Annotated in this window: 30 protein-coding genes; 20 read left to right on the top strand and 10 right to left on the bottom strand. The window is 64.8% G+C overall.

All coding sequences use genetic code 11. The features are described from left to right. Position 1 precedes the first annotated feature (1 nt). Positions 2–244: a DUF6489 family protein gene (locus tag U1739_RS13745; protein ID WP_332708998.1), complete on the bottom strand. Its 243-nt coding sequence runs from the start codon at positions 242–244 to the stop codon at positions 2–4. Between the two features lie 107 nt (positions 245–351). Between U1739_RS13745 and U1739_RS13740 the strand changes: the two genes are divergently transcribed. Next, positions 352–1,047 (top strand): dienelactone hydrolase family protein, encoded by a 696-nt coding sequence (locus tag U1739_RS13740; RefSeq protein ID WP_332708996.1) that lies wholly within the window; start codon positions 352–354, stop codon positions 1,045–1,047. A gap of 90 nt (positions 1,048–1,137) precedes the next feature. Here U1739_RS13740 and U1739_RS13735 read toward each other — a convergent pair whose 3' ends face one another. The 4 genes from U1739_RS13735 to hemE form a co-directional block, all read right to left on the bottom strand. Continuing rightward, positions 1,138–1,860: a YjbE family putative metal transport protein gene (locus U1739_RS13735; protein ID WP_332709249.1), complete on the bottom strand. Its 723-nt coding sequence runs from the start codon at positions 1,858–1,860 to the stop codon at positions 1,138–1,140. Between the two features lie 175 nt (positions 1,861–2,035). Continuing rightward, on the bottom strand, positions 2,036–3,292 hold the full coding sequence (gene rho / locus U1739_RS13730) for a transcription termination factor Rho (RefSeq protein ID WP_261293924.1): 1,257 nt from the start codon (positions 3,290–3,292) through the stop codon (positions 2,036–2,038). 311 nt (positions 3,293–3,603) lie between these two features. Beyond that, a complete protein-coding gene (locus U1739_RS13725; protein WP_332709247.1) occupies positions 3,604–4,050 on the bottom strand; it encodes a CopD family protein in 447 nt (148 codons plus the stop codon). Further along, a complete protein-coding gene (hemE, locus tag U1739_RS13720) occupies positions 4,050–5,075 on the bottom strand; it encodes a uroporphyrinogen decarboxylase (RefSeq protein WP_443025571.1) in 1,026 nt (341 codons plus the stop codon). The genes U1739_RS13725 and hemE overlap by 1 nt, the downstream gene beginning before the upstream one ends. A 299-nt stretch (positions 5,076–5,374) precedes the next feature. Between hemE and U1739_RS13715 the strand changes: the two genes are divergently transcribed. The 11 genes from U1739_RS13715 (at position 5,375) to U1739_RS13665 (ending at position 12,381) form a co-directional block, all read left to right on the top strand. Beyond that, a complete protein-coding gene (locus tag U1739_RS13715; RefSeq protein ID WP_332708992.1) occupies positions 5,375–6,193 on the top strand; it encodes a pyruvate, water dikinase regulatory protein in 819 nt (272 codons plus the stop codon). Further along, positions 6,190–6,780: a Maf family protein gene (locus U1739_RS13710; protein ID WP_332708990.1), complete on the top strand. Its 591-nt coding sequence runs from the start codon at positions 6,190–6,192 to the stop codon at positions 6,778–6,780. Before U1739_RS13715 ends, U1739_RS13710 begins: the two co-directional genes overlap by 4 nt. Beyond that, positions 6,777–7,589, top strand: a complete 813-nt coding sequence (locus tag U1739_RS13705; protein WP_332708988.1) for a shikimate dehydrogenase family protein — start codon at positions 6,777–6,779, stop codon at positions 7,587–7,589. Before U1739_RS13710 ends, U1739_RS13705 begins: the two co-directional genes overlap by 4 nt. Then, entirely contained in the window at positions 7,586–8,179 is a 594-nt protein-coding gene (coaE, locus tag U1739_RS13700; RefSeq protein WP_332708986.1) for a dephospho-CoA kinase, read from the top strand. The genes U1739_RS13705 and coaE overlap by 4 nt, the downstream gene beginning before the upstream one ends. Positions 8,180–8,187: 8 nt before the next feature. Next, on the top strand, positions 8,188–8,871 hold the full coding sequence (gene dnaQ, locus U1739_RS13695; RefSeq protein WP_332708984.1) for a DNA polymerase III subunit epsilon: 684 nt from the start codon (positions 8,188–8,190) through the stop codon (positions 8,869–8,871). Between the two features lie 81 nt (positions 8,872–8,952). After that, a complete protein-coding gene (gene hpf / locus U1739_RS13690; RefSeq protein ID WP_332708982.1) occupies positions 8,953–9,534 on the top strand; it encodes a ribosome hibernation-promoting factor, HPF/YfiA family in 582 nt (193 codons plus the stop codon). A 72-nt stretch (positions 9,535–9,606) separates the two neighbouring features. Then, on the top strand, positions 9,607–10,074 hold the full coding sequence (gene ptsN / locus U1739_RS13685) for a PTS IIA-like nitrogen regulatory protein PtsN (protein ID WP_332709245.1): 468 nt from the start codon (positions 9,607–9,609) through the stop codon (positions 10,072–10,074). Next, a complete protein-coding gene (locus tag U1739_RS13680) occupies positions 10,064–10,546 on the top strand; it encodes a PaaI family thioesterase (protein ID WP_332708980.1) in 483 nt (160 codons plus the stop codon). The genes ptsN and U1739_RS13680 overlap by 11 nt, the downstream gene beginning before the upstream one ends. 151 nt (positions 10,547–10,697) lie before the next feature. After that, on the top strand, positions 10,698–11,006 hold the full coding sequence (locus U1739_RS13675) for a DUF1491 family protein (RefSeq protein ID WP_443025563.1): 309 nt from the start codon (positions 10,698–10,700) through the stop codon (positions 11,004–11,006). A gap of 165 nt (positions 11,007–11,171) precedes the next feature. Next, positions 11,172–11,807 carry a cell wall hydrolase gene (locus U1739_RS13670; protein ID WP_332708976.1) on the top strand — a complete coding sequence of 212 codons (636 nt, stop codon included), beginning with the start codon at positions 11,172–11,174 and terminating at the stop codon, positions 11,805–11,807. Between the two features lie 76 nt (positions 11,808–11,883). Further along, on the top strand, positions 11,884–12,381 hold the full coding sequence (locus tag U1739_RS13665) for an MmcB family DNA repair protein (RefSeq protein WP_332708974.1): 498 nt from the start codon (positions 11,884–11,886) through the stop codon (positions 12,379–12,381). A 7-nt stretch (positions 12,382–12,388) separates the two neighbouring features. On the opposite strand, the gene U1739_RS13660 is transcribed toward U1739_RS13665, so the two are convergent. After that, on the bottom strand, positions 12,389–12,991 hold the full coding sequence (locus U1739_RS13660) for an ankyrin repeat domain-containing protein (RefSeq protein ID WP_332708972.1): 603 nt from the start codon (positions 12,989–12,991) through the stop codon (positions 12,389–12,391). Between the two features lie 74 nt (positions 12,992–13,065). Here U1739_RS13660 and U1739_RS13655 point away from each other — a divergent pair, with 74 nt between their 5' ends. Both U1739_RS13655 and U1739_RS13650 read left to right on the top strand, forming a co-directional pair. Next, positions 13,066–13,662: an SCO family protein gene (locus tag U1739_RS13655; RefSeq protein WP_332708970.1), complete on the top strand. Its 597-nt coding sequence runs from the start codon at positions 13,066–13,068 to the stop codon at positions 13,660–13,662. After that, a complete protein-coding gene (locus tag U1739_RS13650) occupies positions 13,659–14,093 on the top strand; it encodes a YcgN family cysteine cluster protein (protein WP_443025562.1) in 435 nt (144 codons plus the stop codon). Before U1739_RS13655 ends, U1739_RS13650 begins: the two co-directional genes overlap by 4 nt. A 185-nt stretch (positions 14,094–14,278) precedes the next feature. Here U1739_RS13650 and U1739_RS13645 read toward each other — a convergent pair whose 3' ends face one another. Continuing rightward, positions 14,279–15,019 (bottom strand): anti-sigma factor, encoded by a 741-nt coding sequence (locus tag U1739_RS13645; protein ID WP_332708968.1) that lies wholly within the window; start codon positions 15,017–15,019, stop codon positions 14,279–14,281. Further along, positions 15,016–15,585: a sigma-70 family RNA polymerase sigma factor gene (locus U1739_RS13640; RefSeq protein ID WP_332708966.1), complete on the bottom strand. Its 570-nt coding sequence runs from the start codon at positions 15,583–15,585 to the stop codon at positions 15,016–15,018. The genes U1739_RS13645 and U1739_RS13640 overlap by 4 nt, the downstream gene beginning before the upstream one ends. A gap of 175 nt (positions 15,586–15,760) precedes the next feature. On the opposite strand from U1739_RS13640, the gene rpiB reads away from it, so the two are divergent. The 5 genes from rpiB to U1739_RS13615 are packed head-to-tail and all read left to right on the top strand — an operon-like array spanning position 15,761 to position 18,906. Then, positions 15,761–16,222, top strand: a complete 462-nt coding sequence (rpiB, locus tag U1739_RS13635) for a ribose 5-phosphate isomerase B (RefSeq protein ID WP_332709241.1) — start codon at positions 15,761–15,763, stop codon at positions 16,220–16,222. Then, positions 16,219–17,547: a serine hydroxymethyltransferase gene (gene glyA / locus U1739_RS13630; protein WP_332708964.1), complete on the top strand. Its 1,329-nt coding sequence runs from the start codon at positions 16,219–16,221 to the stop codon at positions 17,545–17,547. Before rpiB ends, glyA begins: the two co-directional genes overlap by 4 nt. Position 17,548: 1 nt before the next feature. Continuing rightward, positions 17,549–17,719, top strand: coding sequence for a hypothetical protein (locus tag U1739_RS13625; RefSeq protein WP_261293775.1), 171 nt, complete (start codon positions 17,549–17,551; stop codon positions 17,717–17,719). Next, positions 17,720–18,181: a transcriptional regulator NrdR gene (gene nrdR / locus U1739_RS13620; RefSeq protein ID WP_332708962.1), complete on the top strand. Its 462-nt coding sequence runs from the start codon at positions 17,720–17,722 to the stop codon at positions 18,179–18,181. After that, a complete protein-coding gene (locus tag U1739_RS13615) occupies positions 18,178–18,906 on the top strand; it encodes an RNA methyltransferase (RefSeq protein ID WP_332708960.1) in 729 nt (242 codons plus the stop codon). Before nrdR ends, U1739_RS13615 begins: the two co-directional genes overlap by 4 nt. Before the next feature lie 145 nt (positions 18,907–19,051). On the opposite strand, the gene U1739_RS13610 is transcribed toward U1739_RS13615, so the two are convergent. After that, entirely contained in the window at positions 19,052–19,357 is a 306-nt protein-coding gene (locus U1739_RS13610; protein WP_332708958.1) for a chorismate mutase, read from the bottom strand. Between the two features lie 223 nt (positions 19,358–19,580). Between U1739_RS13610 and rpsD the strand changes: the two genes are divergently transcribed. Continuing rightward, positions 19,581–20,195: a 30S ribosomal protein S4 gene (gene rpsD / locus U1739_RS13605; RefSeq protein WP_332708956.1), complete on the top strand. Its 615-nt coding sequence runs from the start codon at positions 19,581–19,583 to the stop codon at positions 20,193–20,195. 59 nt (positions 20,196–20,254) lie between these two features. Here the strand turns inward: rpsD and U1739_RS13600 are convergent, their stop codons facing one another. Next, the gene (locus U1739_RS13600; RefSeq protein ID WP_332708954.1) at positions 20,255–22,246 is read right to left on the bottom strand and encodes an alpha/beta hydrolase family protein; all 1,992 of its coding nucleotides are present in this window, start codon (positions 22,244–22,246) and stop codon (positions 20,255–20,257) included. Positions 22,247–22,367: the final 121 nt, after the last annotated feature.

The following is a 22,367-nucleotide window of genomic DNA, read 5'->3' as shown; positions in this document are numbered from 1 at the left end:
GTCAGTCCGGCGTCTTGGCCATGGTGCCTGCGGTGTCGAACATCTTGCGCCAGAAGCCCATGCCGGCATCGTTCATCGGCGCCCAGCTGCGCATCATGCCCTCGAGCAGATCGGGCGCGACCACGCCGTCCATCGCATCGGTCAGCGTGGCGATATATTTGTCGTGCACCGGGGTCAGATCGGGGAGGCCCATCATGCGGCGTGCTTCCTCGGGCGTGCAATCGAGCTCGACATTGAATTTCATGGCACGCATCTCCGCTTGAGCCGGCGTAGCGCGCGGCATAGTCTCGAGCCCATCTATGCGCGCGACACGGCCCGTATCGCAACGCCCAACCGAAAAGGACCTGGCCCTTGACCACGATCACCATCGGAACGCTCGACCATGACGGCAGCTTCGACGCCTATATCGCGGCGCCGGCCGGGACGCCGACGGCGGCGATCGTCGTGATCCAGGAGATATTCGGCGTGAATGCCGGCATCCGCAGCAAATGCGATGCGCTGGCGGCGGCGGGCTATCTCGCCATCGCGCCGGATCTGTTCTGGCGGATCAAGCCGGGCATCGAGCTCGACCCGGACGTGGCGGAGGAGATGCAGCGCGGGCTCGATCTGTTCGGCCAGTTCGATCAGGACCTCGGCATTGCCGATATCGAGGCGACCATCCGCGTGGCGCGGGCGAAGGTCGATGGCGGCAAGGTTGGTGCGGTCGGCTATTGCCTCGGTGGACGACTGGCGTTCATGACCGCGACGCGCACCGACGTGGATGCCAGCGTGGGCTATTACGGCGTCGGCATCGATGGACTGCTCGGCGAGAAACACGCCATTGCCCGCCCGGTGCTGCTGCACGTGCCGGTCGAGGATCATTTCGTCGACAAGGCTGCGCAGGGCCGGATGCATGCCGGGCTGGACGATCACCCCAAGGTGACGCTGTACGATTATCCCGGCGAGGATCACGGCTTCGCCACGCAGTTTGGCGCGCGGCGGTCACCTGAAGCGGCGGAACTGGCGGATGAAAGGACGGCGGCGTTCTTCGCCGAGCATCTTCAGTAACGTCACCCCAGCGCAAGCTGGGGTCTCATGCGGCTCCTGTCCGGTGTCGGCCGCTTGAGATCCCAGCCGACGCTGGGATGACGTAATACGTTACGCGATCGCCCCGATCAGCGGCTGCACGTCGTGGAAGCCCTCGAAGATCATCTTGCCCGCGACATAGACGATGATGACCAGCCCGACCCAGGCGATCCAACGGTAACGCTCGATATATTTGGCGATGACGTTGGCGGCGAGGCCCATCAGCGCGACCGACAGGATCAGGCCGATAACCATGATGCCGGGATGCTCGCGCGCCGCACCAGCCACCGCCAGGACGTTGTCGAGGCTCATCGACACGTCGGCGACGGCGACGGCCCAGGCCGCCGCGAGGAAGCTCTTGGCGGGGCGGATGCCGCTATTCTCGTCGCCCTCGATCTCGGGCGATCCGCCAGGCGCGACCTTGGGGCGCAGTTCGCGGTACATTTTCCACGCCACCCATAGCAGCAGCAGACCGCCGCCGAGCACCAGGCCATAGCTTTTGAAGCTCTCCAGACCGTAGAGCACCGCGACGGCGAAGATGATGCGCAGCACCAAGGCGGCAAGAATGCCGATCAGGATGACCTTCTTGCGCTGGTCGGTCGGCAATCCGGCGGCCAGCGCGCCGACGATGATAGCGTTGTCACCAGCCAGCGCCACATCGAGCAGGACGACCGTGGCGAAGGCGGTCATAGCCGAGGCGGTGCCGATATTGGCGAAATCGCTGACGATATGGCTCCACAGCCAAGCGAGCGACATGGGCTCGACCGCGGGAAGGGCGGCAGCCAGCAGGGCCATAAGGGTCACAAAGTGGTCTCCGCGGATAGGATGATCGAGATTAACGTAGCGAGATGGGCCGTGGTTGCCACAAAAAAGGCGTGGGCAAAGCCCACGCCGTCGGCCGGGATTTTACCCCGGCGGCCGGACCGGTGCGAGTCCAGGATCAGCGTTCGCTAATCCTGGCCTCACTCGGTTATTGATTCATGCTGTCGAAGAAGTCTTCGTTGGTCTTGGAATCCTTCATCTTGTCGAGCAGGAATTCCATCGCGTCGATCGTGCCCATCTGCATGAGGATGCGGCGCAGCACCCACATCTTCGACAGCTTGACCTTGTCGACGAGCAATTCGTCCTTGCGCGTGCCGGATTTGCCGACGTCGAGCGCGGGGAAAACGCGCTTGTCGGCGACCTTTCGGTCGAGCACGATTTCGGAGTTACCCGTGCCCTTGAATTCCTCGAAGATCACTTCGTCCATGCGGCTGCCGGTATCGATCAGCGCAGTGGCGATGATCGAAAGGCTGCCGCCTTCCTCGATGTTGCGCGCCGCGCCGAAGAAGCGCTTGGGGCGCTGCAACGCGTTGGCGTCGACGCCGCCGGTCAGCACCTTGCCCGAGCTCGGCACGACCGTGTTGTACGCGCGACCCAAGCGAGTGATGGAGTCGAGCAGGATCACCACGTCTTTCTTGTGCTCGACCAGACGCTTGGCCTTTTCGATGACCATTTCGGCGACTTGCACGTGGCGCTGCGCGGGTTCGTCGAAGGTGGAGGAGACGACCTCGCCCTTCACGCTACGCTGCATGTCGGTGACTTCCTCGGGGCGTTCGTCGATCAGCAGGACGATCAGGAACACTTCCGGGTGGTTCTCGGAAATGGCGCGGGCGATGTTCTGCAACATCACCGTCTTGCCGACGCGCGGCGGCGCGACGATCAGCGTGCGCTGACCCTTGCCCTGCGGCGAGACGATGTCGATGACGCGCGCGGACTTGTCCTTCTGCGTCGGATCGAGCGTGTCGAGCGTGAGCTTCGATTCCGGATAGAGCGGCGTCAGATTGTCGAAATTGACGCGGTGACGCACCGCTTCGGGATCGTCGAAATTGACCTTGGATGGCTTCACCAGCGCGAAATAGCGTTCGCCGTCCTTGGGCCCGCGGATTTCGCCTTCGACCGTATCGCCGGTGCGCAGACCGAATTTGCGCACCTGGTTGGGCGAGACATAGATGTCGTCGGGACCGGCGAGGTAATTCGACTGCGGGCTGCGCAGGAAGCCGAAGCCATCGGGCAGCACTTCAATCGTGCCTTCGCCCATGATCATCTCGCCCTCTTCGGCCTGGACCTTGAGGATGGCGAACATCAGATCCTGCTTGCGCAGCGTAGAAGCGCCCTCGACGCCGAGCTCCTCCGCCATGCTGACCAATTCGGCCGGCTTTTTGTTCTTGAGGTCTTTAAGATGCATGGGATCAGCGTCCGGCTAGTCTGGGAGATGGGCATCGGTGAGGTGCGCGAAGGACTCGGGCAAGCGATGCGGGAGGAGGATGCCGGCCTACGGAGAAGCGGCGCCGACGGGAGGAGAGTTAGGAGGCGGTGGGGGGCAAGTCAACGGGGTTGTACCGTTTGCCGCGTGTCTCCTCTTGGCACCACCCCGGCGCACGCTGGGGCCCAGTCGGTAAACAGGGGTAACTTCTGCTGCGCTCAGTTACAGCTGCCATCGCGACTGGGCCCCGGCGTCCGCCGGAGTGGTACTCGCAGGTGATGCTGCAGGTTGGGTTAGAACGGCTTCACGATCACCAGGATCACGATCACGGCAGCAGTGAGCGCCGGGATCTCGTTCAACATGCGCAGCGTCTTGCCGCTCAGCGTCGGTTTTCCCGCCGCCAGCTTCTTGGCATAGCCGACCGCCCAGCCGTGATAGCCGCTGAGGCCCAGCACGAAGAGCAATTTGGCGTGCAGCCATGGCTCGGACCAATGCTGGCCGATCGTCGCCAGCGTGAGGCCGAGCAGCCAGACGATGACCATTGCCGGCGTGAGGATGATGCTGCGGATCTTGCCTTCGCGCTCGACCCACAAAGCGGCCTCGTCGGCCCGACCGGCAGCGAGCGCTTCCTGATGATAAACGAGATAGCGCGGCAACATGAACAGGCCGGCCATCCAGAAGATCACGAAGATCACATGCGCGGCGAGATACCAGTTATACGCCACGATCAGTCGCTCCATCATTGTCGCACCCGCGCCAGCAGCGCCTCGACATGCTCGATCGGCGTGTCCGGCAGGATGCCGTGGCCGAGATTGAAGATATGCGGGCGATCGGCGAAGGCCGCAAGCACGCGATCGATCGCGTCGTCGAGCGCCGCGCCGCCGGCGATCAGCGCGAGCGGATCGAGATTGCCCTGCACCGGCATATGCTTGGGAAGGTTGGCGTCGGCCCAGACCGGGTCGACCGTCTCGTCGAGCCCGAGCGCATCGACGCCGGTTTCGCGCGCATAAGCCGGCAGCTTGCCGCCGGCGCCCTTGGGAAAGCCGATGATCGGGGTATCCGGATGCCGTGCTTTCAGGCCGGCGACGATCGCCGCATTGGGCGCGATGACCCAGCGTTCGAATTGCGCCGGGCTGAGCGAGCCGGCCCAACTGTCGAACAATTGCACCGCTTCCACGCCGTTATCGATCTGCGCGGAGAGATAATCCACCGTCATCGCGGCGATCGCATCGATTATCTCAGCGAACGCCTGCGGGTCGCGGTAAGCCGCGCGGCGGGTTTCGCCCTGGTCCTTCGAGCCTTGCCCGGCGACCATATAGGTCGCGACGGTCCAGGGACTGCCGGCAAAGCCCAGGAAGGTGGTTGCAGGGGGCAAAGCGGCCGCGACCCTGGCGACGGTGGCATAAACGGGATCGAGACGCTCTGGCACGGCCTGCAGGCGCTCCAATGCCGTATCTACCAACGCGGGTGCCAGACGCGGACCCTCGCCCACACCGAAGCTCAGATCCTGCCCGAGCGCCCATGGCACCATCAGGATATCGGAAAAGAGGATCGCGCCATCGAAGCCGAAGCGGCGGATCGGCTGGAGCGTGACCTCGGCGGCACTTTCCGGATCGGTAGCGAGCGCAAGAAAGCCGCCTTTTTCCGCCCGCAGCGCGCGATATTCGGGAAGATAGCGCCCGGCCTGGCGCATCAGCCAGATCGGCGGGCTGTCGGCCCGATTGCCCTTGAGCACGTCGAGCAACGGTTTGGTTTGGGTCGTTATCGACAAGCTGGTCGATCCTTACTTCTACTAAGAATTAGATTCTTAAAAAGGATGTAGCGGTTGTTGGCGCGTTGAAGCTGGGGCTTATGCGGTCATGCCCAAAATGCCAACAGCTTGACGGCGACGCGCCCGCCAAGCGCCGGCGATTCAGCGAATCGCTCCACGTTTTCCACAGGCTGTGGACGGATATCACGGCTGGGCAGGGAATTGTGGACAAGTTGGGGCTTATCCCCCGCTTGGCGAGGCGCGCGGGTTGCGCTAGCGATTTTGCCGATGTTGTCCACAGATCCATCCTGACCATGCGGTTGCACCTCCATCTGCTGTCGGATTCGACCGGCGAGACGCTCGAAAACATCGCCAAGGCGGCGCTGGCGCAATATGACGATGTCGAGACGATCCGGCACTTCTGGCCGATGGTGCGCACCGAAGCGCATCTCGAACGCATCCTGCAGGAAATCGCGCAAAATCCCGGGCTGGTGATCTTTACGCTCGTCAACAGCGGGACGCGGCGGACGCTGGAGGCGCGCTGCCGCGCGCTCGGCCTGCCGGCGGTGGCGCCGCTCGATGCGGTCAATGACGCCTTGTCCGGATTGCTCGGGCAGCAGGCCAAGGCGCGGCCGGGGCGGCAACACGTGTTGGACGACGCCTATTTCGACCGGGTCGAGGCGATCCAGTTCAGCATGGCGCATGACGACGGAATCAATTGGGAGAATTGGGAGGAGGCGGATATCGTGCTGGCCGGCGTGTCGCGCTCGTCCAAGACGCCGACCTCGATCTATCTCGCCAATCGCGGTTATCGCACCGCCAACATCCCGATCGTCGTGGAATCCCCGCCGCCGGTTTCCTTGTATTCGTTGAAGAACCCCTTGGTCGTCGGGCTGACGACCAGTGCTGACCGGTTGATTCAGGTGCGGCGTAATCGCCTGCTGACATTGGGCCAGGCGCCGACCGCTTATGTCGATCAGGAAGCCGTGACGCGCGAAGTGGCCTATGCGCGGCGCATGTTTGCCGACAATGGCTGGCCGGTGATCGACGTTACTCGGCGCTCGATCGAGGAAACCGCGGCGGCGATCATCGCCCTGGTACAGGAACGGCGCGGCGAAAAGGGACCGGAATGAGGATCGTATTGGCGTCGCAAAGCGCGTCGCGACGGGCGATGCTGGCGGCCGCCGGCGTGCCGTTCGAAGCGGTGTCGGCCGGGGTCGACGAGGAAGCGGCCAAGGCGGGGTTGCGCGATCTCAACGCCCGCGATTTGGCCGATGCACTGGCCGAGCTGAAGGCGTTGCGAGTATCGGGGCGCGATCCCGAGGCATTGGTGCTGGGCAGCGATTCCGTCGTCGCCCTGGAAGACGGCACGTTGCTCGACAAGCCAGAGACGCGCGACCAGGCCGCGGCGCATCTGCGGCTGATGTCGGGCAAACGCCACGAACTGGTCAGCGCGGCGGTGATTGCCGAACAGTGCAAGCCGGTGTGGCGCGTGGTCGATCGCGCCAAAATGTATGTGCGGCCATTGTCCGACGCGTTCATCGAAACCTATCTGGATGCGGAATGGCCGGCGATTTCGGGCTGTGTCGGTTGTTACCGGATCGAGGGGCCGGGGGCGCAATTGTTCGGCCGGATCGAGGGCAGCCAGTTCACCGTGCTGGGGCTGCCCTTGCTGCCGGTGCTCGATTATCTGCGGGTTAGAGGGATGATGCCGTCATGACGCGTGCCTTTGCCGAGGTCATCGGCGATCCCATCGCGCATTCGCAGTCGCCCCTGATCCATGGCTTCTGGCTGGCGGCGCTGGGCATCGATGCCGACTATCGTGCAACGCAGGTCGTAGCGGACGAACTCGGCGCCTTTCTGGCTGAGCGGCAGGCCGATACGGCGTGGCGCGGGTGCAACATCACCATTCCGCACAAACAGGCAGCGTTGGAGCATGTCGCCGATCCCGGCGGGGTGCGCGCCTCGATCGGCGCGATCAACACGGTGTTTCGCGGCGAGGACGGCGCGTTCATCGGCACCAATACCGATGCCGGCGGCTTTTACAGCCCGATCGCCGATCTCGATCTGACCGGCAAACCGGTGGTGGTGATCGGCGCGGGCGGCGCGGCGCGCGCAGTGCTGTTCGCGCTGTCGCGTTTGGGCGTCGGTCCGGTGACGGTGCTCAACCGCAATGTGCTGAAGGGCGCGGCCTTGCTGTCGTCGTTTGGGTTAAAGGGTAAGGCGCTGCCGCTCGGCGCGCCGCTGCCGGCGGCGGCGTTGCTGGTCAATGCCAGTGCGCTCGGCATGATCGGGCAACCGGCGCTGGACCTGGATCTGACGTCCTTGCCGGAGGATGCCGTGGTGTATGACGTGGTCTATGCGCCGCTCGACACGCCGCTGCTGCAGGCAGCGTCGGCACGCGGGCTAGAGACGGTGGATGGGCTGGAGATGTTGATTGGGCAGGCGGCGCTCGCGTTCGAACTGCTGTTCGGCGCGGAACCACCGCGCGATAGGGACGAGGAACTCAGGGAATTGCTGACGGCATGATCGTCCTTAGCCTCACCGGATCGATCGGCATGGGCAAGTCGACCGTGGCGGCGATGTTTGCCGCGCGGGGCGTGCCGGTGTTCGATGCCGATGCCGCCGTGCACCGCTTGCAGGGCGAGGGTGGCAGGCTGGTGGCCGAGATCGAGGCGCTGTTTCCCGATACGACCGGGCCGCAAGGGGTCAACCGCACGGCGCTCGGCGAAGCGGTGCTCGGCGATACCGCCAAGCTGAAGCGGCTCGAGGCGCTGGTGCATCCCGCCGTCGCCGAGGAGCGCGCGGCATTCCTGGCCGCGCATCAGGACGTGCCGATCGTGCTGTTCGACGTGCCCTTGCTGTTCGAGACGGGCGGCGAATCGCGTGTCGACAAGATCGTCGTGGTCAGCGCGCCACCGGCAACGCAGCGTGCGCGCGTGCTGGCGCGGCCCGGCATGACGGCGGCGCGGTTCGAGGCGATTCTCGCGCGGCAGATGCCCGATGCCGCGAAACGCGCCCGCGCGGACTTCGTGATTGCGACGGATTGTTCGCTGGCCGAGACCCAGGCCGCGGTCGATGCGGTGATCGCTTGCGTGATCGGCGGCAACGGCCGATAAGTTCGGCAATGCGCGAGATCGTTTTCGACACCGAGACTACCGGGTTCAGCTTTGCCGATGGCGATCGCATGGTCGAGATCGGGTGTGTCGAACTGGTCAACCGAGTCGAGACCGGGCGCACCTTCCACGCTTATTTCCATCCCGAACGGACCATGCCGGCCGAGGCGCAGCGCGTGCATGGCCTGTCCGACGCCTTCCTGTCCGACAAGAAGCTGTTTCGCGAACATGCGCTCGAGCTGATCGAGTTCATCGGCGATTGTCCGCTGGTGGCGCACAATGCCGGGTTCGATTTCGGCTTTCTCAACGGCGAGTTCGGCAAATGCGGCCATCCGCATGTCGGCATGCACCGCATGGTCGACACGATCGTGCTGGCGCGCACGCGGCATCCCGGCGCCAAGCATAGCCTGGACGCGTTGTGCAATCGCTACGGCATCGATCGTAGCCACCGCGTGGTGCACGGCGCCTTGCTCGACGCGCAATTGCTGGCGCAGGTCTATGTCGAGCTGACCGGCGGGCGGCAGATCGGGCTCGGGCTGGTCAGCGAGATCACCCAGGTGCAGACCAGTTTCCAGCCCGATGCGGCGCCGGCCATCCCGCGACCGATGCGCACGTTCGCGGCGTCCGATGCGGAACTTGCCCGTCATGCAGCGTTTATCGCAAAGCTCACCAAGCCAATCTGGGAGCAAGTGTAGGGAGAAGAGGGGGGTCGGGGCGTCCGGTTGACGCCGCTACCGGGGACGCGCACGTTGCGTGCCCCATCAAGGAGAATGCTCATGGAAATCCGGGTCTCGGGTCATCAGATCGCCACCGGCGACGCGTTGAAAACCCATGTCGAGGATCGGCTTCAGGGCATCGCCACCAAATATTTTGCGCGGGCGATTTCCGCGCATGTGACGTTCGGCAAGGGGCCGCACGACGCCATCACCTGCGATATCGTCGCGCATGTGATGCAGGGGCTGGTGCTCAAGGGCAGCAACGAGGGGCGCGACGCGCATGTCGCGTTCGACGGCACGGCGGATAAGATCGAGAAACAGCTGCGGCGCTACATGCGGCGGTTGAAGGACCGCAACGGCGGGACGACCCAGGCGGTGCAGGAGGCCGGCGCCTACGACAATGCCGGCTATACCTTGTTCCAGGAAGCCGCGCCCGATGTCGAGCCGGAGGATCATCCGCTGATCATTGCCGAAACGCGGGTCGATGTGCCCGAATCGAGCGTGTCGGATGCGGTGATGATGCTCGATCTGCGCAACACCACGGCCTTGCTGTTCAAGAACAGCGGATCGGGCGCGTACAACATGGTCTATCGCCGAGGCGATGGAACGATCGGCTGGGTCGAGCCGCAACGCGGCGGCTGAACCGCCGCGCGGCCTTTCGCTCGCGCGCGTTCGGCGCTAAGGGCGCGGCGAGCGAGGGGCTTGACCAGCATGATGACCGATTTCAGCGATCTGCTGTTGCCCGGCACCGTAATCCAGGGTGTCGCGGCAGTGAGCAAGAAGGCGTTGCTGCAGCAATTGGCGGCGACATTGGCGGCGGCGCACGGGCTCGATACCAAGACCGTCGCAGACGTGCTGCTGGCGCGCGAAAAGCTCGGCTCGACCGGGTTCGGCGGTGGCGTGGCGATCCCGCACGGCAAGATCGCCGAGCTGCCGCGCGTGATCGGGCTGTTCGCCCGGCTCAGCCAGCCGGTCGATTTCGTCGCGATCGACGATTTGCCGGTCGATCTGGTGTTCGTCATGCTGTCGCCGGCCGACGCCGGGGCGGAGCATCTGAAGGCGCTCGCGCGGGTGTCGCGCCGGCTGCGCGATCGATCCTTCATCGACAAATTGCGCGGCGCGGCCTCACCCGACGCGCTGTACGCATTGCTCACCGCGGATGAAGCGCGCGATGCCGCCTGAGGCTGATGGTGAGGCGGGGGCGGTCGAGGGCGCCGCAGCGCATTTCCGTGCGCTGGAAGCCTTGTATGCGGCAGCACCGATCAACCAATTGTTCGAATCGCGTCTGGAAATTCCCGAAAGCGGCGTCGCGCGGATCCATTTCGGCATCGACGAGCGCTATTTCCATGCCGGCGGCGCAGCGCATGGCACGAGCTATTTCAAGATGCTCGACGACGCTGCTTTTTATGCCGCCAACAGCCTGGTCACCGATCGCTTCCTGCTCACCACCGCGTTCAACCTGTTGCTGACCAAGCCGTTAAAGGCCGGGCCGGTGATCGCCGAGGGACGCTGGGTAAGCGGCCATCGCCGCGTGTTCGTCGCCGAAGCGCGGCTGATCGATGCCGAGGGCGAGGAAGCGGCGCGCGGCACCGGCACGTTCATGAAATCCCGCATTCCGCTCGCGACATTGCCGGGGTATCGCGCGGCGCCATGAGGTGGTTGCATGCCTATCTGTCCTTCCCGCGCAGGCGGGTATTCATAGTGCGTGCGGTTTCCGATCCACATTCGGCAGACAAGATTATGGATCCCCTCCTGCGCGGGGATGACGGGCAGTGGTAAGCGAGCGGCTGCCAAGCCATGTCCTGGTGACGGCGCTGCTACGGCGGGCCAACGATTCCGGCGGCATGGGCATGGTGCTGGCGCGGGGCGAGCCGAGCGGCGGGGCGATCCTGATCGTCGCGCTCGAACAGGGCGGCAACCCGCGTACGTTGGAACGCGGCATCGGGCCGGACGGTACGCTGGGCTTGATCGTTTCACCGCAACCGGTTGATGATCCTGCCGCGGTAACCCACTATTGGCAGCGTCGCCGCCGCAATGATCCCGATCTGTGGGTGATCGAACTGGACACCCCGTTTGCCGAACGGTTCGCCGCTGAAACGATTTGCGACGGTTGACCTGACAGGGCGCGCGACGCACAGGGCCGGATATTGTTCATGGCGTTGTGTCGAGGCGGGTGCGATCCGAATCGATTACGCAGTCGGGGGGCACGCCCGGACGATCGTTTGGCTTTGGCCAGTAACGCTCGCTTCCGCGCACCAACCGCATAATACGAAGATCGAATGTCGTTTTTTGACCGCGTCGCTACGTTTGCGACGATGACGCTAGGGATTGCCGCTTTGGTCGGCGCCAGCACCCCAGGCTTCGCTTCTCAACTGGATCAAAGCCTCAACGTATCACCCAGCGTTCCGGTTCCAGTAATTCCCGATCTCGCTGCCGCACCGGCCGAGACGGTGGCAGCCCCCGCCGCTATGCCGGCCGTGGCGCAAATCGACGATACGCCCGACTTTGCCAGCCTGTCGCAGGCGGTGGCCGCGCAAAATGCGCCGGACGCGCTGAACGACGATCTCACCTGCCTGGCCGGTGCGATCTATTTCGAAGCCAAGGGCGAGCCGCTTCCGGGCCAGCTCGCCGTTGCCGAAGTGATCATCAACCGCGCCGCATCCGGTCGCTTCGCCAAATCGGTATGCGCCGTGGTGAAGCAGGCGGGGCAGTTCTCGTTCGTCCGTGGCGGCCGCATCCCGGCGATCGCCAACAACGCCAATTATCGTACCGCCATTGCCGTGGCGCAGGTTGCGCTGCGCGATCAGTGGGATAGCCCGGCGCCTAAGGCGCTGTATTTCCACGCCCGCCGCGTCTCGCCGGGCTGGCGCATGACCAAGGTCGCGTCGATCGGGAACCATGTGTTTTACCGCTAACGCGGTAGGGCGCCTTTTCTACCGCTGATAGCGGTAGAGGGCTTTACCTGTTCGTGTAATGTTCTAGATCGGGTGGATGTTGAATCCGCCCGATTCCTGTGTCGATGCTCCTGGTTCGCCGCTGTGTGCGGCGGATGTCGTGCGCGGCACGACGCGCATGTTGTTGCGCCACGATCTGATCGCGATGGGCGAAGTGCCGCTGGATGGCGGGCGCCGCGCCGATCTGATGGCGATCGACGCGCGCGGCAGCATCATCATCGTCGAGATCAAGGTGTCGCGGGCCGACCTGCTTGGGGACGGCAAGTGGACCGACTATCTCGGCTGTTGCGATCGCTATTATTGGGCGGTGCCGGCAGGGTTCGATGCCTCGCCGCTCGACGGCGCGGCATTCCTGCCGGCGCGCACCGGGATCATCATCGCCGATCGCTACGACGCGGCGATCGTGCGCGAGGCGCATAGCGAACCGTTATCGGCAGCGACGCGCAAGCGTTGCACTTTGGCCTTTGCGCGGCGCGCCGGGCGGCGGCTGATCGGGACGCTCGATCCCGACGCCGATGGTCTCGCCTGGCCCTGAGCTTAGGTTAGAATTTGGGGCCCGAGACCGCCGCCTTGGGCTTGACCGGAGTCGCTGCAAGTTCCTTGGCGACGGCGGGGGCGCGGGTATCCTGGGCGGCATAATCGCGCGCCGACATGCCGGCGAGCAGATCGGCCTGGTCGGGATTGGCGCCGGCTTCGAGCAGGGTGCGGATCAGCGGCAAGTCGCGGCGGCGCACCGCCTTGATCAACGCCGTTTCGCCGTTGGAATTGCCGTAATTGACGTTCGCCTTATATTTCAGGAACGCCTTGACCAGATCCTCGCGGCCGCGGTCGGCGGCAAGCACCAACGGCGCGGTGCCGGCATTGTCGCGCACATTGGGGTTGGCGCCGCGGCTCAGCAGATAATTGAGATAGTCGATATTGCCCGCCTTGGTGACGACGTGCAGCGGCGTTTCGCCATCGGTTACCGAGCGCGTGTTGATCACCACCGAGCCGGGCTTGTTGAGCATCTCCTCGATCTCATTGCCTTTCTCGCCGCGCACCGCTTCGAGGAATTTATAGCCCTCGGACTGATTTTGCGCCTGCGTGCACGGCGCGAGCGACAGCAGGACGGTGGCGAGCGCGAGACGGGAGAGACGTGAAGACATCGAGCGGAGACCCTCTTGGACATTTCGGGCTAAACTTGCGCGTCGGCGCTTAACAGATCATGGCTGGCGACACCATGAACCAGATTGCCCGTCTTGCCGCCGCGTTGCTGATCGCGGCGTTGCCGATCGCCTGTTCCGAACCCGCCGCCCCGCCGGCGCCGGCGCCGCTGGAAGGCGCGCGGATCGGTGGGCCGTTCAGCCTCACCGACCAGAACGGCGCGCCGTTCGGCGAGCAACAACTCGCCGGTAAATATCGCATCATGTATTTCGGCTATACCTTCTGCCCCGATGTCTGCCCGGTCGACGTGCAGAATCTCGCGGCCGGGCTGCACGTGCTGGAAAGCCAGGATGCGGCGCTGGCGGCCAAGGTGGTGCCGGTATTCGTGTCGATCGATCCGGCGCGCGATACGCCCCCCGTGCTCAAGCAGTTCGTCGGCAATTTCCACCCGCGCATGATCGGGCTGACCGGTAGTCCGGACGCCATCGCCGCGGTCGCCAAGGCATATGCGATCTATTACAAGAAGGGCGCAAGCCAGCCGGGCGGCGGTTACATGATGGATCACAGCCGCGTCGCGTATCTGATGGATCCCCAGGGCAAGCCGATCGCGTTGCTGCCGCATGACGGCACGCCGCAGGCGATCGCCGCCGAACTGAAGCGCTGGGTCCGTTGAGCATCGCCTTCTGGGAAGATACGCCGCTCGAACAGCTCGATCGCGGCCAGTGGGAGGCGCTGTGCGACGGGTGCGGCAAATGCTGCCTGCACAAGCTCGAGGATGAGGAGACCGGCGAATTGCTGGCGACCAACGTGTCGTGCCGGCTGCTCGATCGGCGCACCGCGCAATGTTCGAACTATAAGCATCGCCACGCCTTCGTGTCGGAATGCGTGCGGCTGAGCCGCGACAATGTGCACGAGATCGATTGGCTGCCCGCCACCTGCGCCTATCGGCTGCGCCGTGAGGACGAGCCGCTGCCACGCTGGCATTATCTGGTGTGCGGGGACCGGGACGCGGTGCACCGCGCAGGCGAATCGGTGCGCGGGTGGACGGTGTCGGAGGTCGATGCCGGCGAGCTGGAAAACCATATCGTCGATCGGCGGCTCTAGCGGTCGCCAAGTGGGTCGGACCTGCCGGCATTGGGGCGCCGACAGGTCCGGTTACGCCACGGCCACTCTGGGGGGAATGCCCGGTACAGGTCTCTCGCGGGGGAAAGACGCGGTAGATACGGTTACCGGTAGGCGATGGATGCGGTGGTGAGAAAATTTCCTACGGCGCACGCCACTTGCCCTCATCAAACCTGCGATAGCTTGCCCGTGGCGACGACCGGGCCCTGGGGCTTGCCGGTGGGCGACCCGCCGATCGTTTCAAGCGAGACGGCCAGTGTCGCGCCGGCGGCGATGCGGGCGCGGTTGGTGGCGGCGATGGTGAGCGTCGAGGCGCCGTGCGGGCGCAGCAGCCCGAGCGAGTGCGGCGTGGCATCGGCGCCGATAATCCACAATTCCGCGCTTTGATTGGCATTGGCCAGCGCGCCGGCGCTGATCCGCAGCCCGCCGGTCGCCGGATCATAGACCGCGCTGAGCGGCGCGCCCTGTGCGCCGGGATCGATCGCGGCGACCAGCATGGTGCGCGGCGCGCTGGCCGCCGGCACGGTAACCGGCGCGGGTACCGGCGCCTCCGGCCGCGACACCAGGATGGCGAGCAAGGCTGCCGCCGCGGCGGTCGCCACCGCGGTTGCCGCGGGCCACAGGCGGTTGGGGCGATCGAGCGACACGGGCGCCGCGAGCGGGGCGTCGATCGTGCGTTCGACGCGGGCGAACACCGCGCTCGACGGCGACACTTCGGGCCAGATGTCGAACAGATGCCCGAACCGCATGCGCCACGCCTCGACCGCCTGCGCAAAGCCGGGCTCGGCCAGCACACGGCGCAGCGCGGTGCCGCGCTCGTCGCCGTCCAACAGGCCCAGCGCGAGCTCGGCCGCCATCATATCGGGGTCCGGACCGTCATCGTGCGTCAGGATGGTGTCCTCGCTCATGGCTCGAGACACTCCTTCAGCTTTTGCAGCCCACGCCGCACCCAGCTCTTCAGCGTGCCGAGCGGGACCCTTTGCCGTTCGGCGAGCTCGGCATAGGTCACGCCATCGAAAAAGGCGGTGCGGATCGCCTCGCGCTGACGCTGTTCCAGCGCATCGAGGCAGGAATGCAGCTGCCGCGCATCCTGATCGGCGACGATCGTCTCGCTGGCCAGCGGTGCAGCGTCGGGGATTGGTGGCGCCTCCTCGATCGGCGTGGCGCGGCGCGTGGTCTGCGCGCGCCGCCAGTCGATCGCGCGGTTGCGCGCGATCGTGGCGAGCCAGGTGATCGGGCTGGCGCGCGACGGTTCATAGGCGCCGGCGCGCTTCCAGATCGTCAGATATACGTCGTGCAACACGTCTTCCGCAGCCTGCCTTTCGCCGCAGATACGCAAGGTAATGCCGAATAGCTTCGCCGAGGTCAGCTGGTACAGCTCGCGAAAGGCGGCGCGGTCCTCGTCGCCGGTCTTGACCAACGTCTCGATCAGACGCGCCCGCGCGGCGGATTTGGTTGTCGTTTCAGCCGACATATCGGGGCGCGAATCCGTCACCGTGCGACGCTAGCGGGGATGTCGGGCCGCGGCAATTGCCTGCGTCGCGCCGTGTGTTACACCGTTATGGCATATCGGCGGTGGCGTTTTACGGCGGCTTTGCGTAAGAGCGCGCGCATCCGATACCGCTGCCCCGAGGAACCCGGTCATCCGCATCGCCCCCCTTCGAATCGCTATCGCTTCCGATCATGCCGCCTATGCGCTGAAATCCGTGCTCGCCGCATGGCTTGTCGAGACCGGGCATGATGTGCTCGATCTTGGCCCGGACAGTGACGCGCGGGTCGATTATCCCGATTTCGGCTACAAGCTGGCCAGTGCGATCGCTGCCGGTAATGCCGAGCGCGGGATCGCTCTGTGTGGCTCGGGCATCGGCATCTCGATCGCCGTCAACCGCAACCCGGCAGTGCGCTGCGCGCTGGTCGGCGAACCCTATTCGGCGATGCTGGCGCGCGAGCATAACGACGCCAATGTGATCGCACTCGGCGCGCGGCTTACCGGCGAGGACATGGCCAAGGCATGCATCGCCGCCTTCCTTGCCGCCGATTTCGCCGGCGGGCGCCATGCCGGCCGCATCGACAAACTCAGCCATCCGACCTTCGAGGAGCCATCCGCATGAGCACCAACCCGCAAGCCTCTGCATCGTCCCTGAGCGACGTGCAGCCGGACGGCTTCTTCACGCGCACTTTGGCCGATGCCGATCCCGCCGTGTTCGCCGGCGTGGCGCACGAATTGAAGCGCGAACAGACGCAGATCGAGCTGATCGCCAGCGAGAATATCGTCTCCAAGGCAGTGCTGCAGGCGCAAGGCAGCGTGTTCACCAACAAATATGCCGAAGGCTATCCGGGCAAGCGTTATTACCAAGGCTGCGCGCCGTCCGACGAGGTCGAGACGCTGGCGATCGAGCGCGCCAAGCAATTGTTCGAATGCGGTTTCGCCAACGTGCAGCCGCATTCCGGTGCGCAGGCCAATGGCGCGGTGATGCTGGCCCTGGTCAAGCCGGGCGAGACGATCCTGGGTATGAGCCTGGATGCCGGCGGTCACCTGACGCACGGTGCGCGTGCGGCGATGAGCGGCAAATGGTTCAATGCGGTGCAGTACGGCGTCGATCCGGTGACGCATCTGATCGACTTCGACCAAGTCGAGGCGCTTGCGCGCGAGCATCAGCCGAAGCTGATCATCGCCGGCGGCTCGGCCTATCCGCGGCAGATCGATTTCGCCCGCTTCCGCGCGATTGCCGACGAGGTCGGGGCGTACTTCATGGTCGACATGGCGCATTTCGCCGGGATCGTCGCCGCTGGCCTGCATCCGTCGCCGCTGCCGCATGCCCATGTCGTGACCACCACCACCCACAAGACGCTGCGCGGGCCCCGGGGCGGCATGGTGCTGACCAATGACGAGGCCATCGCCAAGAAGATCAACAGCGCCGTATTCCCAGGGTTGCAGGGCGGCCCGCTGATGCACGTCATCGCCGCCAAGGCAGTGGCCTTCGGCGAAGCGCTGCAACCGGATTATAAGAGCTACATCGCCGCCGTGGTGGAGAATGCCAAGATCCTGGCGGCGACGCTCAAGGAGCGCGGCGCGGAAGTGGTCTCGGGCGGCACCGACACGCATCTCGCGCTGATCGATCTGACGCCGCTTGGCGTGACCGGCAAGGATGCCGACGAGGCGCTGGAGCGTGCCGGCATCACCTGCAACAAGAACGGCATCCCCAACGATCCGCTGCCGCCGACCAAGACCAGCGGCATCCGTGTCGGATCGCCCGCCGGCACGACGCGAGGCTTCGGCCCGGCGGAGTTCCGCGAGATCGGCCATATGGTCGCCGACGTGCTTGAGGGGCTGCGCCAGAAGGGCGAACAGGGCGATGCCGAGGTGGAAACCGCAGTGCGAACACGCGTTAAGGCATTGTGCGATCGATTCCCGATCTACCCTGAAGGTAACTGACATGGCCGATCTGAAAACCGAACTGCAGTCCGATCCCAAACTGGGCAAGAGCATGGCCAAATGGGCCGCCCTGGGTGCCGTGGTGGCGATCCCCGTGCCGTTCGTCGGCCCGATCATCGGCGCGGCGGCGGGCGCTGGTTACGCCTATTTCAAGCGCAAGAAGCAGGACTGAATGCGCTGCCCCTTCTGCGGCCATGAAGACAGCCAGGTAAAGGATTCGCGGCCGACCGAGGATAGCGCCGCGATCCGGCGCCGGCGGCAATGCGAGGGCTGCGCCGCGCGCTTCACCACGTTCGAGCGCATTCAATTGCGCGAACTGTTCGTGGTCAAAAGCGAGAATAAAAAAGAACCGTTCGACCGCGAGAAATTGCTCCGCTCGGTCTCGATCGCGGCGCGCAAGCGCCCGATCGAGGCGGTGCGGCTGGAGAAGCTCGTCTCCAGCATCCAGCGGCAATTGGAGACGCAGGGCGAGAATGACATCCCCTCCAAGCGCATCGGCGAACTGGTCATGGAGGGGCTGAAGGAGATGGATTCGGTCGCCTATATCCGCTTCGCCAGCGTCTATAAGGATTTCCGCGAGGCGCGCGATTTCGAGGAATTTGCCGGCAACGTGACCGAAGCGGGCAAGGGGTGAGCGAGCGCCTTCCCCCAGTCATCGTCCTGGTCCGCCCACAATTGGGCGAGAATATCGGTAAGGCGGCGCGCGCGATGCTCAATTTCGGGCTGGTCGAGATGCGGCTGGTGACGCCGCGCGACGGCTGGCCCAACCCCTCGGCCGGGCCGGCGGCGAGCGGCGCGGATATCGTGCTCGAGCAGGCGCAGGTGTTCGACAGCGTGGCGGCGGCGGTGGCCGATTGCCCGCATGTCTATGCGACGACGGTGCGCAAGCGCGGCGTGACCAAGCCGGTGGTGACGCCGGAACAGGCGGCGGTGGCGATCCACGCTGCGCCGGGGCGTTCGGCGATCCTGTTCGGGCCGGAGCGTTCCGGGCTGGAAACCGACGATGTCGCGCTAGCGCGCGAGATCATCACCGTGCCGATCAATGCCGAATTCGGGTCGCTCAATCTCGCCCAGGCGGTGATCCTGGTGGCGTATGAATGGTCGAAGGGGATCACTCTGGCCTCGCCGCCGGAGACCGACCTGCCCGAGCCGGCGCCGCAGGAGGAGCTCGACGGCATGATCGGGCAACTCGATGCGATGCTGGAGGCGGCCAACTTCTTCTATCCACCGGCGCGCACGCCGGTGACCAAGCGGACGCTGCGCACCTTGCTCACCAAGCCCGGCTGGTCGAGCCAGGAGGTGCGCACGATGCGCGGCGTGCTGAGCGCGCTGTCGGGCAAGAAGGGGCCGCGCGGGTAAGCTATTCGCCGCATAACAAGCGCTTCCCCGGCGAAGGCCGGGGCCCAGTCGCGGAACAGCTGTGGTGAGGGTTGCGCGCTGTTACTTCGCCCTACGCGACTGGGCCCCGGCCTTCGCCGGGGAAGCACTTATTTATAGCGACACCTCAACGCCGGTCGAACGCAGCCATTTCGTAGGCGATCGACGCCTCGACCAACGCGTCCCACAGATCGGCGATCGCATCCGCCGGCAGGCCAGCGCCTTCCGCGGCGGCGATCGCGTTCGACACCACCTGCGCCTTGCGGCCCTCGTCGCGCACGGCGCTCCGTTCCGGTTTGATGCGTGCGGCAGCGTCCATATAGGCGAAGCGGCGGGCGAGCAAAGCGATCAACTCGCGATCGACCTGATCGACGCCGGCGCGGACCTCGATCATGGTGGTGCAATCGGGGCCGGCAAGGATGGGATCGGTCATGGCCGATGCTCTTGCCGGGGCGGGCGCGGCGTGTCCAGCTTGACACGCGGTTGCTTGACTCTGGCGGCCCGCGCGGCTACCCGCCCGCCTTCGCAAATGGCCCCACACCCCGGTGAAGTGGTGGCCCTGCCCCAATCTCCCGAGATTTGGATAGAGCGATACCGGGTATCGATCGCACGCCTAGCGTGCGGTCTTGTCAGAAGCATTTGGTCTAGGAACTATCATGTCGAAGCGTTCATCCGCAAAGTACAAGCTCGATCGCCGTATGGGCGAGAACATCTGGGGCCGGCCCAAGTCGCCGGTCAACAAGCGTGAATATGGCCCCGGCCAGCACGGCCAGCGCCGCAAGGGTAAGGTCAGCGATTTCGGCATCCAGCTGCGCGCCAAGCAGAAGCTCAAGGGCTATTATGGCGACGTGACCGAGAAGCAGTTCCGCGCTTGCTACACCGAAGCCGCACGCATGAAGGGCGATACCGGCCAGAACCTGATCGGCCTGCTCGAGCAGCGTCTCGACATGCTGGTTTACCGCGCCAAGTTCGCGCCGACCGTGTTCGCTGCCCGCCAGCTGGTGTCGCATGGCCACATCCGCGTCGACGGCGTGAAGTGCAACATCGCCTCGCGTCGCTGCTTCCCGGGCATGGAGATCACGCTCGGCAACAAGGCCAAGGAAATGGCCCTGGTGATGGAAGCGCAGAGCCTGGCCGAGCGCGAAATTCCCGATTACGTCGCGCCGGACGGCCCCGCCAAGGTAACCTTCACGCGCGTCCCGACGCTCGACGAAGTGCCCTATCCGGTGAAGATGGAGCCAAACCTGGTGGTCGAGTTCTACTCGCGCTAAGGTTGGCGACGACGATCGTATACGGAAAGGGCGGCCCCGCAAGGGCCGCCCTTTTTGCGTTACATCCCCAGCGCCTTGCGCAGGAAGGCGTCTGACTTCTCGAGCATCTGCGCGCGGGCCGCAGAATCATCCAATTGGTGATCAAGACCTTTGAATTCGACATATTCCACCGTCTTGCCGGCGTCGCGCAGCCGGTCTGCCATCAGCCGTGATTGGCCAACGCCAACATTCATGTCGCGATTGCCGTGGAACAGCAGCACCGGCGCCTTGATCGCCGCGGCATGGCGCGCGGGGGATCCCTGCACCACGTGCGTTCCCGACCCGATAAAACGGTCGACGATCGGGAAATTGGCGTAGAGGCGCGACTCGTTGCGCAACGTATCGAGATCGGTAACCGGCGCGATCGCGACGATCGCCTTGAACAGATCGGCGTCGAGCGCCGCGGACTGCAGCGCCGCATAGCCGCCATAGGACCAACCGACCGCCGCCAGCTTGCCCGGGGCGGCGATGCCCTGCGATTGTAGCCACCGGCCGCCATCGTTCACATCGCCGACCGCGGTGCGCCACGATTGGAAGCCGTTATTTTTAAACCAAGCCTCGCCATAGCCCGCCGAGCCGCGGAAGTTCGGTTGCAGTACGGCGAAGCCACGCGCCGCGAAGAATTGCGCCAGCCAGTCGAAGCCCCATTCGTCGCGCGATCCTGGGCCGCCGTGTGGCATGACGATCGCGGGTAGGCCCTTACCGTTGCTTCCGGCGGGCAAGGTCAGGTAGCCGGGGATGACCGTACCGTCAGCCGCCTTGTAGGTGATCGCTGTCATCTTGCCGAGCGCGATCCCGGCCAGTTCGGGGCGTGCCGGCAGCACTTCCTCAAGCTTCTTGCTGGCCTTGTCGAACAGGTAATAGGTGCCTGGATTATCGTCGCTGCCGGCCTGGAGCAGCAATTGCCGTTCGTCCGTGGTCGCGTCGGTGAAGCGCACCAGCGGCTGTTGGGGCAGCGCCTTGCCAAGCGATCGGCTCAACCGATCCAGTTCGGGATCGAAGAAGACGAACGAACGGCTTTCATTGGCATAGCTGGCGCCGACCACGCGCTGTTGGCGGCCGATGCGGATGACGTCGTCGACATCGACATCGGGACGCGCAACCACGATATCTCGCTTCAACGATCCGTCGAGCGCGACCCGCGTCAACACGCGGCGCCCTTCGGCATCGTCGAACGCATAGACGGCGTTGAGTTTCGGATCGACCGCCTGCGGGTTGAACCCCGTGCCGCCGGTAAGACCGAACGCATAGTTGCCGAGCGGTTGCCAGGCGCGCTCGCCCGCCTTGCGATAACTATAATTGATCTTGTCGCCCATATAGCCGCCGACATTATTAGAGAGAATGCCCATCACTCGGACGGCACCCAGGCCGTCGCTGATATAATCGGTAGCGTTGACGCGCGGCTGTTCGATCGTCTGCCGCTGGAGCGAAATGGTATCGACACGATCGACACCGCCACCTTCCTTGCTGTTGGCGAGCCGCGTGCCGATAGTGTTGTCGGCGATGAAGCTGCGCAGCATCAGCACCGAGCCCTCTTGCCCGTTCCCGGTCCAATCGATGATGTCGCCGCCATACTGCATGATGTTGGTCGCGCGCGATGACGGCGTCTGCGTGAGCATTTTGAAATTCTTGCCGTCGGCATCGATCGCGATCAGCCGCGTGAAGCCGGCCAATTGGCCAGTCGCATCGCTGATCAACGAAATGCGGCAGACGATCCGCGTGTTCGTGGTCCAACGGCAATATCTGAACTTTTCCGGATCGCCGGAAGATCGCATGATCCCGGCCGATGCGCCGGTGGTGAGATCGCCGATCGTCAGGACCGATGCGCGGGGTCCGTCCGGCTTGATGATCGCTACTTTCCGGCCGTCGGGCGACAGGCTGATATCCTGGATCCCCTCGCGCGCGCCGAACGCCTTTGCGATGTCGGCCGGCGACTTGGCGGCGGTTTGCGCGCCCGCCCAGCTTGCTGCCGTGGCGCCGACCGCAACGGTCACTAATACCAATGATTCCACGACTTATTCCACCGTTAGTTGACAAGGGTATATCCGGCTTTTTTGATCGGTCCAGCGTCGGGCGTCTCGTCTTGCGCCAATGTGCTCGCGCTGCCACACGCCGTATTACCTTAGCCAATGG

The sequence above is a fragment of the Parasphingomonas puruogangriensis genome, from assembly GCF_036663635.1.
Classification (GTDB): domain Bacteria; phylum Pseudomonadota; class Alphaproteobacteria; order Sphingomonadales; family Sphingomonadaceae; genus Sphingomonas.
This window is presented reverse-complemented; position numbering and strand designations above follow the sequence as displayed.

Excerpts from the sequence above, each read along its gene's own strand:
- U1739_RS13745 (WP_332708998.1), bottom strand. The coding sequence starts at position 244 with ATGAAATTCAATGTCGAGCTCGATTGCACGCCCGAGGAAGCACGCCGC.
- U1739_RS13735 (WP_332709249.1), bottom strand. The coding sequence starts at position 1,860 with ATGGCCCTGCTGGCTGCCGCCCTTCCCGCGGTCGAGCCCATGTCGCTC.
- rho (WP_261293924.1), bottom strand. The coding sequence starts at position 3,292 with ATGCATCTTAAAGACCTCAAGAACAAAAAGCCGGCCGAATTGGTCAGC.
- U1739_RS13725 (WP_332709247.1), bottom strand. The coding sequence starts at position 4,050 with ATGGAGCGACTGATCGTGGCGTATAACTGGTATCTCGCCGCGCATGTG.
- U1739_RS13715 (WP_332708992.1), top strand. The coding sequence starts at position 5,375 with ATGCGGTTGCACCTCCATCTGCTGTCGGATTCGACCGGCGAGACGCTC.
- U1739_RS13710 (WP_332708990.1), top strand. The coding sequence starts at position 6,190 with ATGAGGATCGTATTGGCGTCGCAAAGCGCGTCGCGACGGGCGATGCTG.
- U1739_RS13705 (WP_332708988.1), top strand. The coding sequence starts at position 6,777 with ATGACGCGTGCCTTTGCCGAGGTCATCGGCGATCCCATCGCGCATTCG.
- coaE (WP_332708986.1), top strand. The coding sequence starts at position 7,586 with ATGATCGTCCTTAGCCTCACCGGATCGATCGGCATGGGCAAGTCGACC.
- dnaQ (WP_332708984.1), top strand. The coding sequence starts at position 8,188 with ATGCGCGAGATCGTTTTCGACACCGAGACTACCGGGTTCAGCTTTGCC.
- hpf (WP_332708982.1), top strand. The coding sequence starts at position 8,953 with ATGGAAATCCGGGTCTCGGGTCATCAGATCGCCACCGGCGACGCGTTG.
- ptsN (WP_332709245.1), top strand. The coding sequence starts at position 9,607 with ATGACCGATTTCAGCGATCTGCTGTTGCCCGGCACCGTAATCCAGGGT.
- U1739_RS13680 (WP_332708980.1), top strand. The coding sequence starts at position 10,064 with ATGCCGCCTGAGGCTGATGGTGAGGCGGGGGCGGTCGAGGGCGCCGCA.
- U1739_RS13670 (WP_332708976.1), top strand. The coding sequence starts at position 11,172 with ATGTCGTTTTTTGACCGCGTCGCTACGTTTGCGACGATGACGCTAGGG.
- U1739_RS13665 (WP_332708974.1), top strand. The coding sequence starts at position 11,884 with ATGTTGAATCCGCCCGATTCCTGTGTCGATGCTCCTGGTTCGCCGCTG.
- U1739_RS13660 (WP_332708972.1), bottom strand. The coding sequence starts at position 12,991 with ATGTCTTCACGTCTCTCCCGTCTCGCGCTCGCCACCGTCCTGCTGTCG.
- U1739_RS13655 (WP_332708970.1), top strand. The coding sequence starts at position 13,066 with ATGAACCAGATTGCCCGTCTTGCCGCCGCGTTGCTGATCGCGGCGTTG.
- U1739_RS13645 (WP_332708968.1), bottom strand. The coding sequence starts at position 15,019 with ATGAGCGAGGACACCATCCTGACGCACGATGACGGTCCGGACCCCGAT.
- U1739_RS13640 (WP_332708966.1), bottom strand. The coding sequence starts at position 15,585 with ATGTCGGCTGAAACGACAACCAAATCCGCCGCGCGGGCGCGTCTGATC.
- glyA (WP_332708964.1), top strand. The coding sequence starts at position 16,219 with ATGAGCACCAACCCGCAAGCCTCTGCATCGTCCCTGAGCGACGTGCAG.
- U1739_RS13625 (WP_261293775.1), top strand. The coding sequence starts at position 17,549 with ATGGCCGATCTGAAAACCGAACTGCAGTCCGATCCCAAACTGGGCAAG.
- nrdR (WP_332708962.1), top strand. The coding sequence starts at position 17,720 with ATGCGCTGCCCCTTCTGCGGCCATGAAGACAGCCAGGTAAAGGATTCG.
- U1739_RS13610 (WP_332708958.1), bottom strand. The coding sequence starts at position 19,357 with ATGACCGATCCCATCCTTGCCGGCCCCGATTGCACCACCATGATCGAG.
- rpsD (WP_332708956.1), top strand. The coding sequence starts at position 19,581 with ATGTCGAAGCGTTCATCCGCAAAGTACAAGCTCGATCGCCGTATGGGC.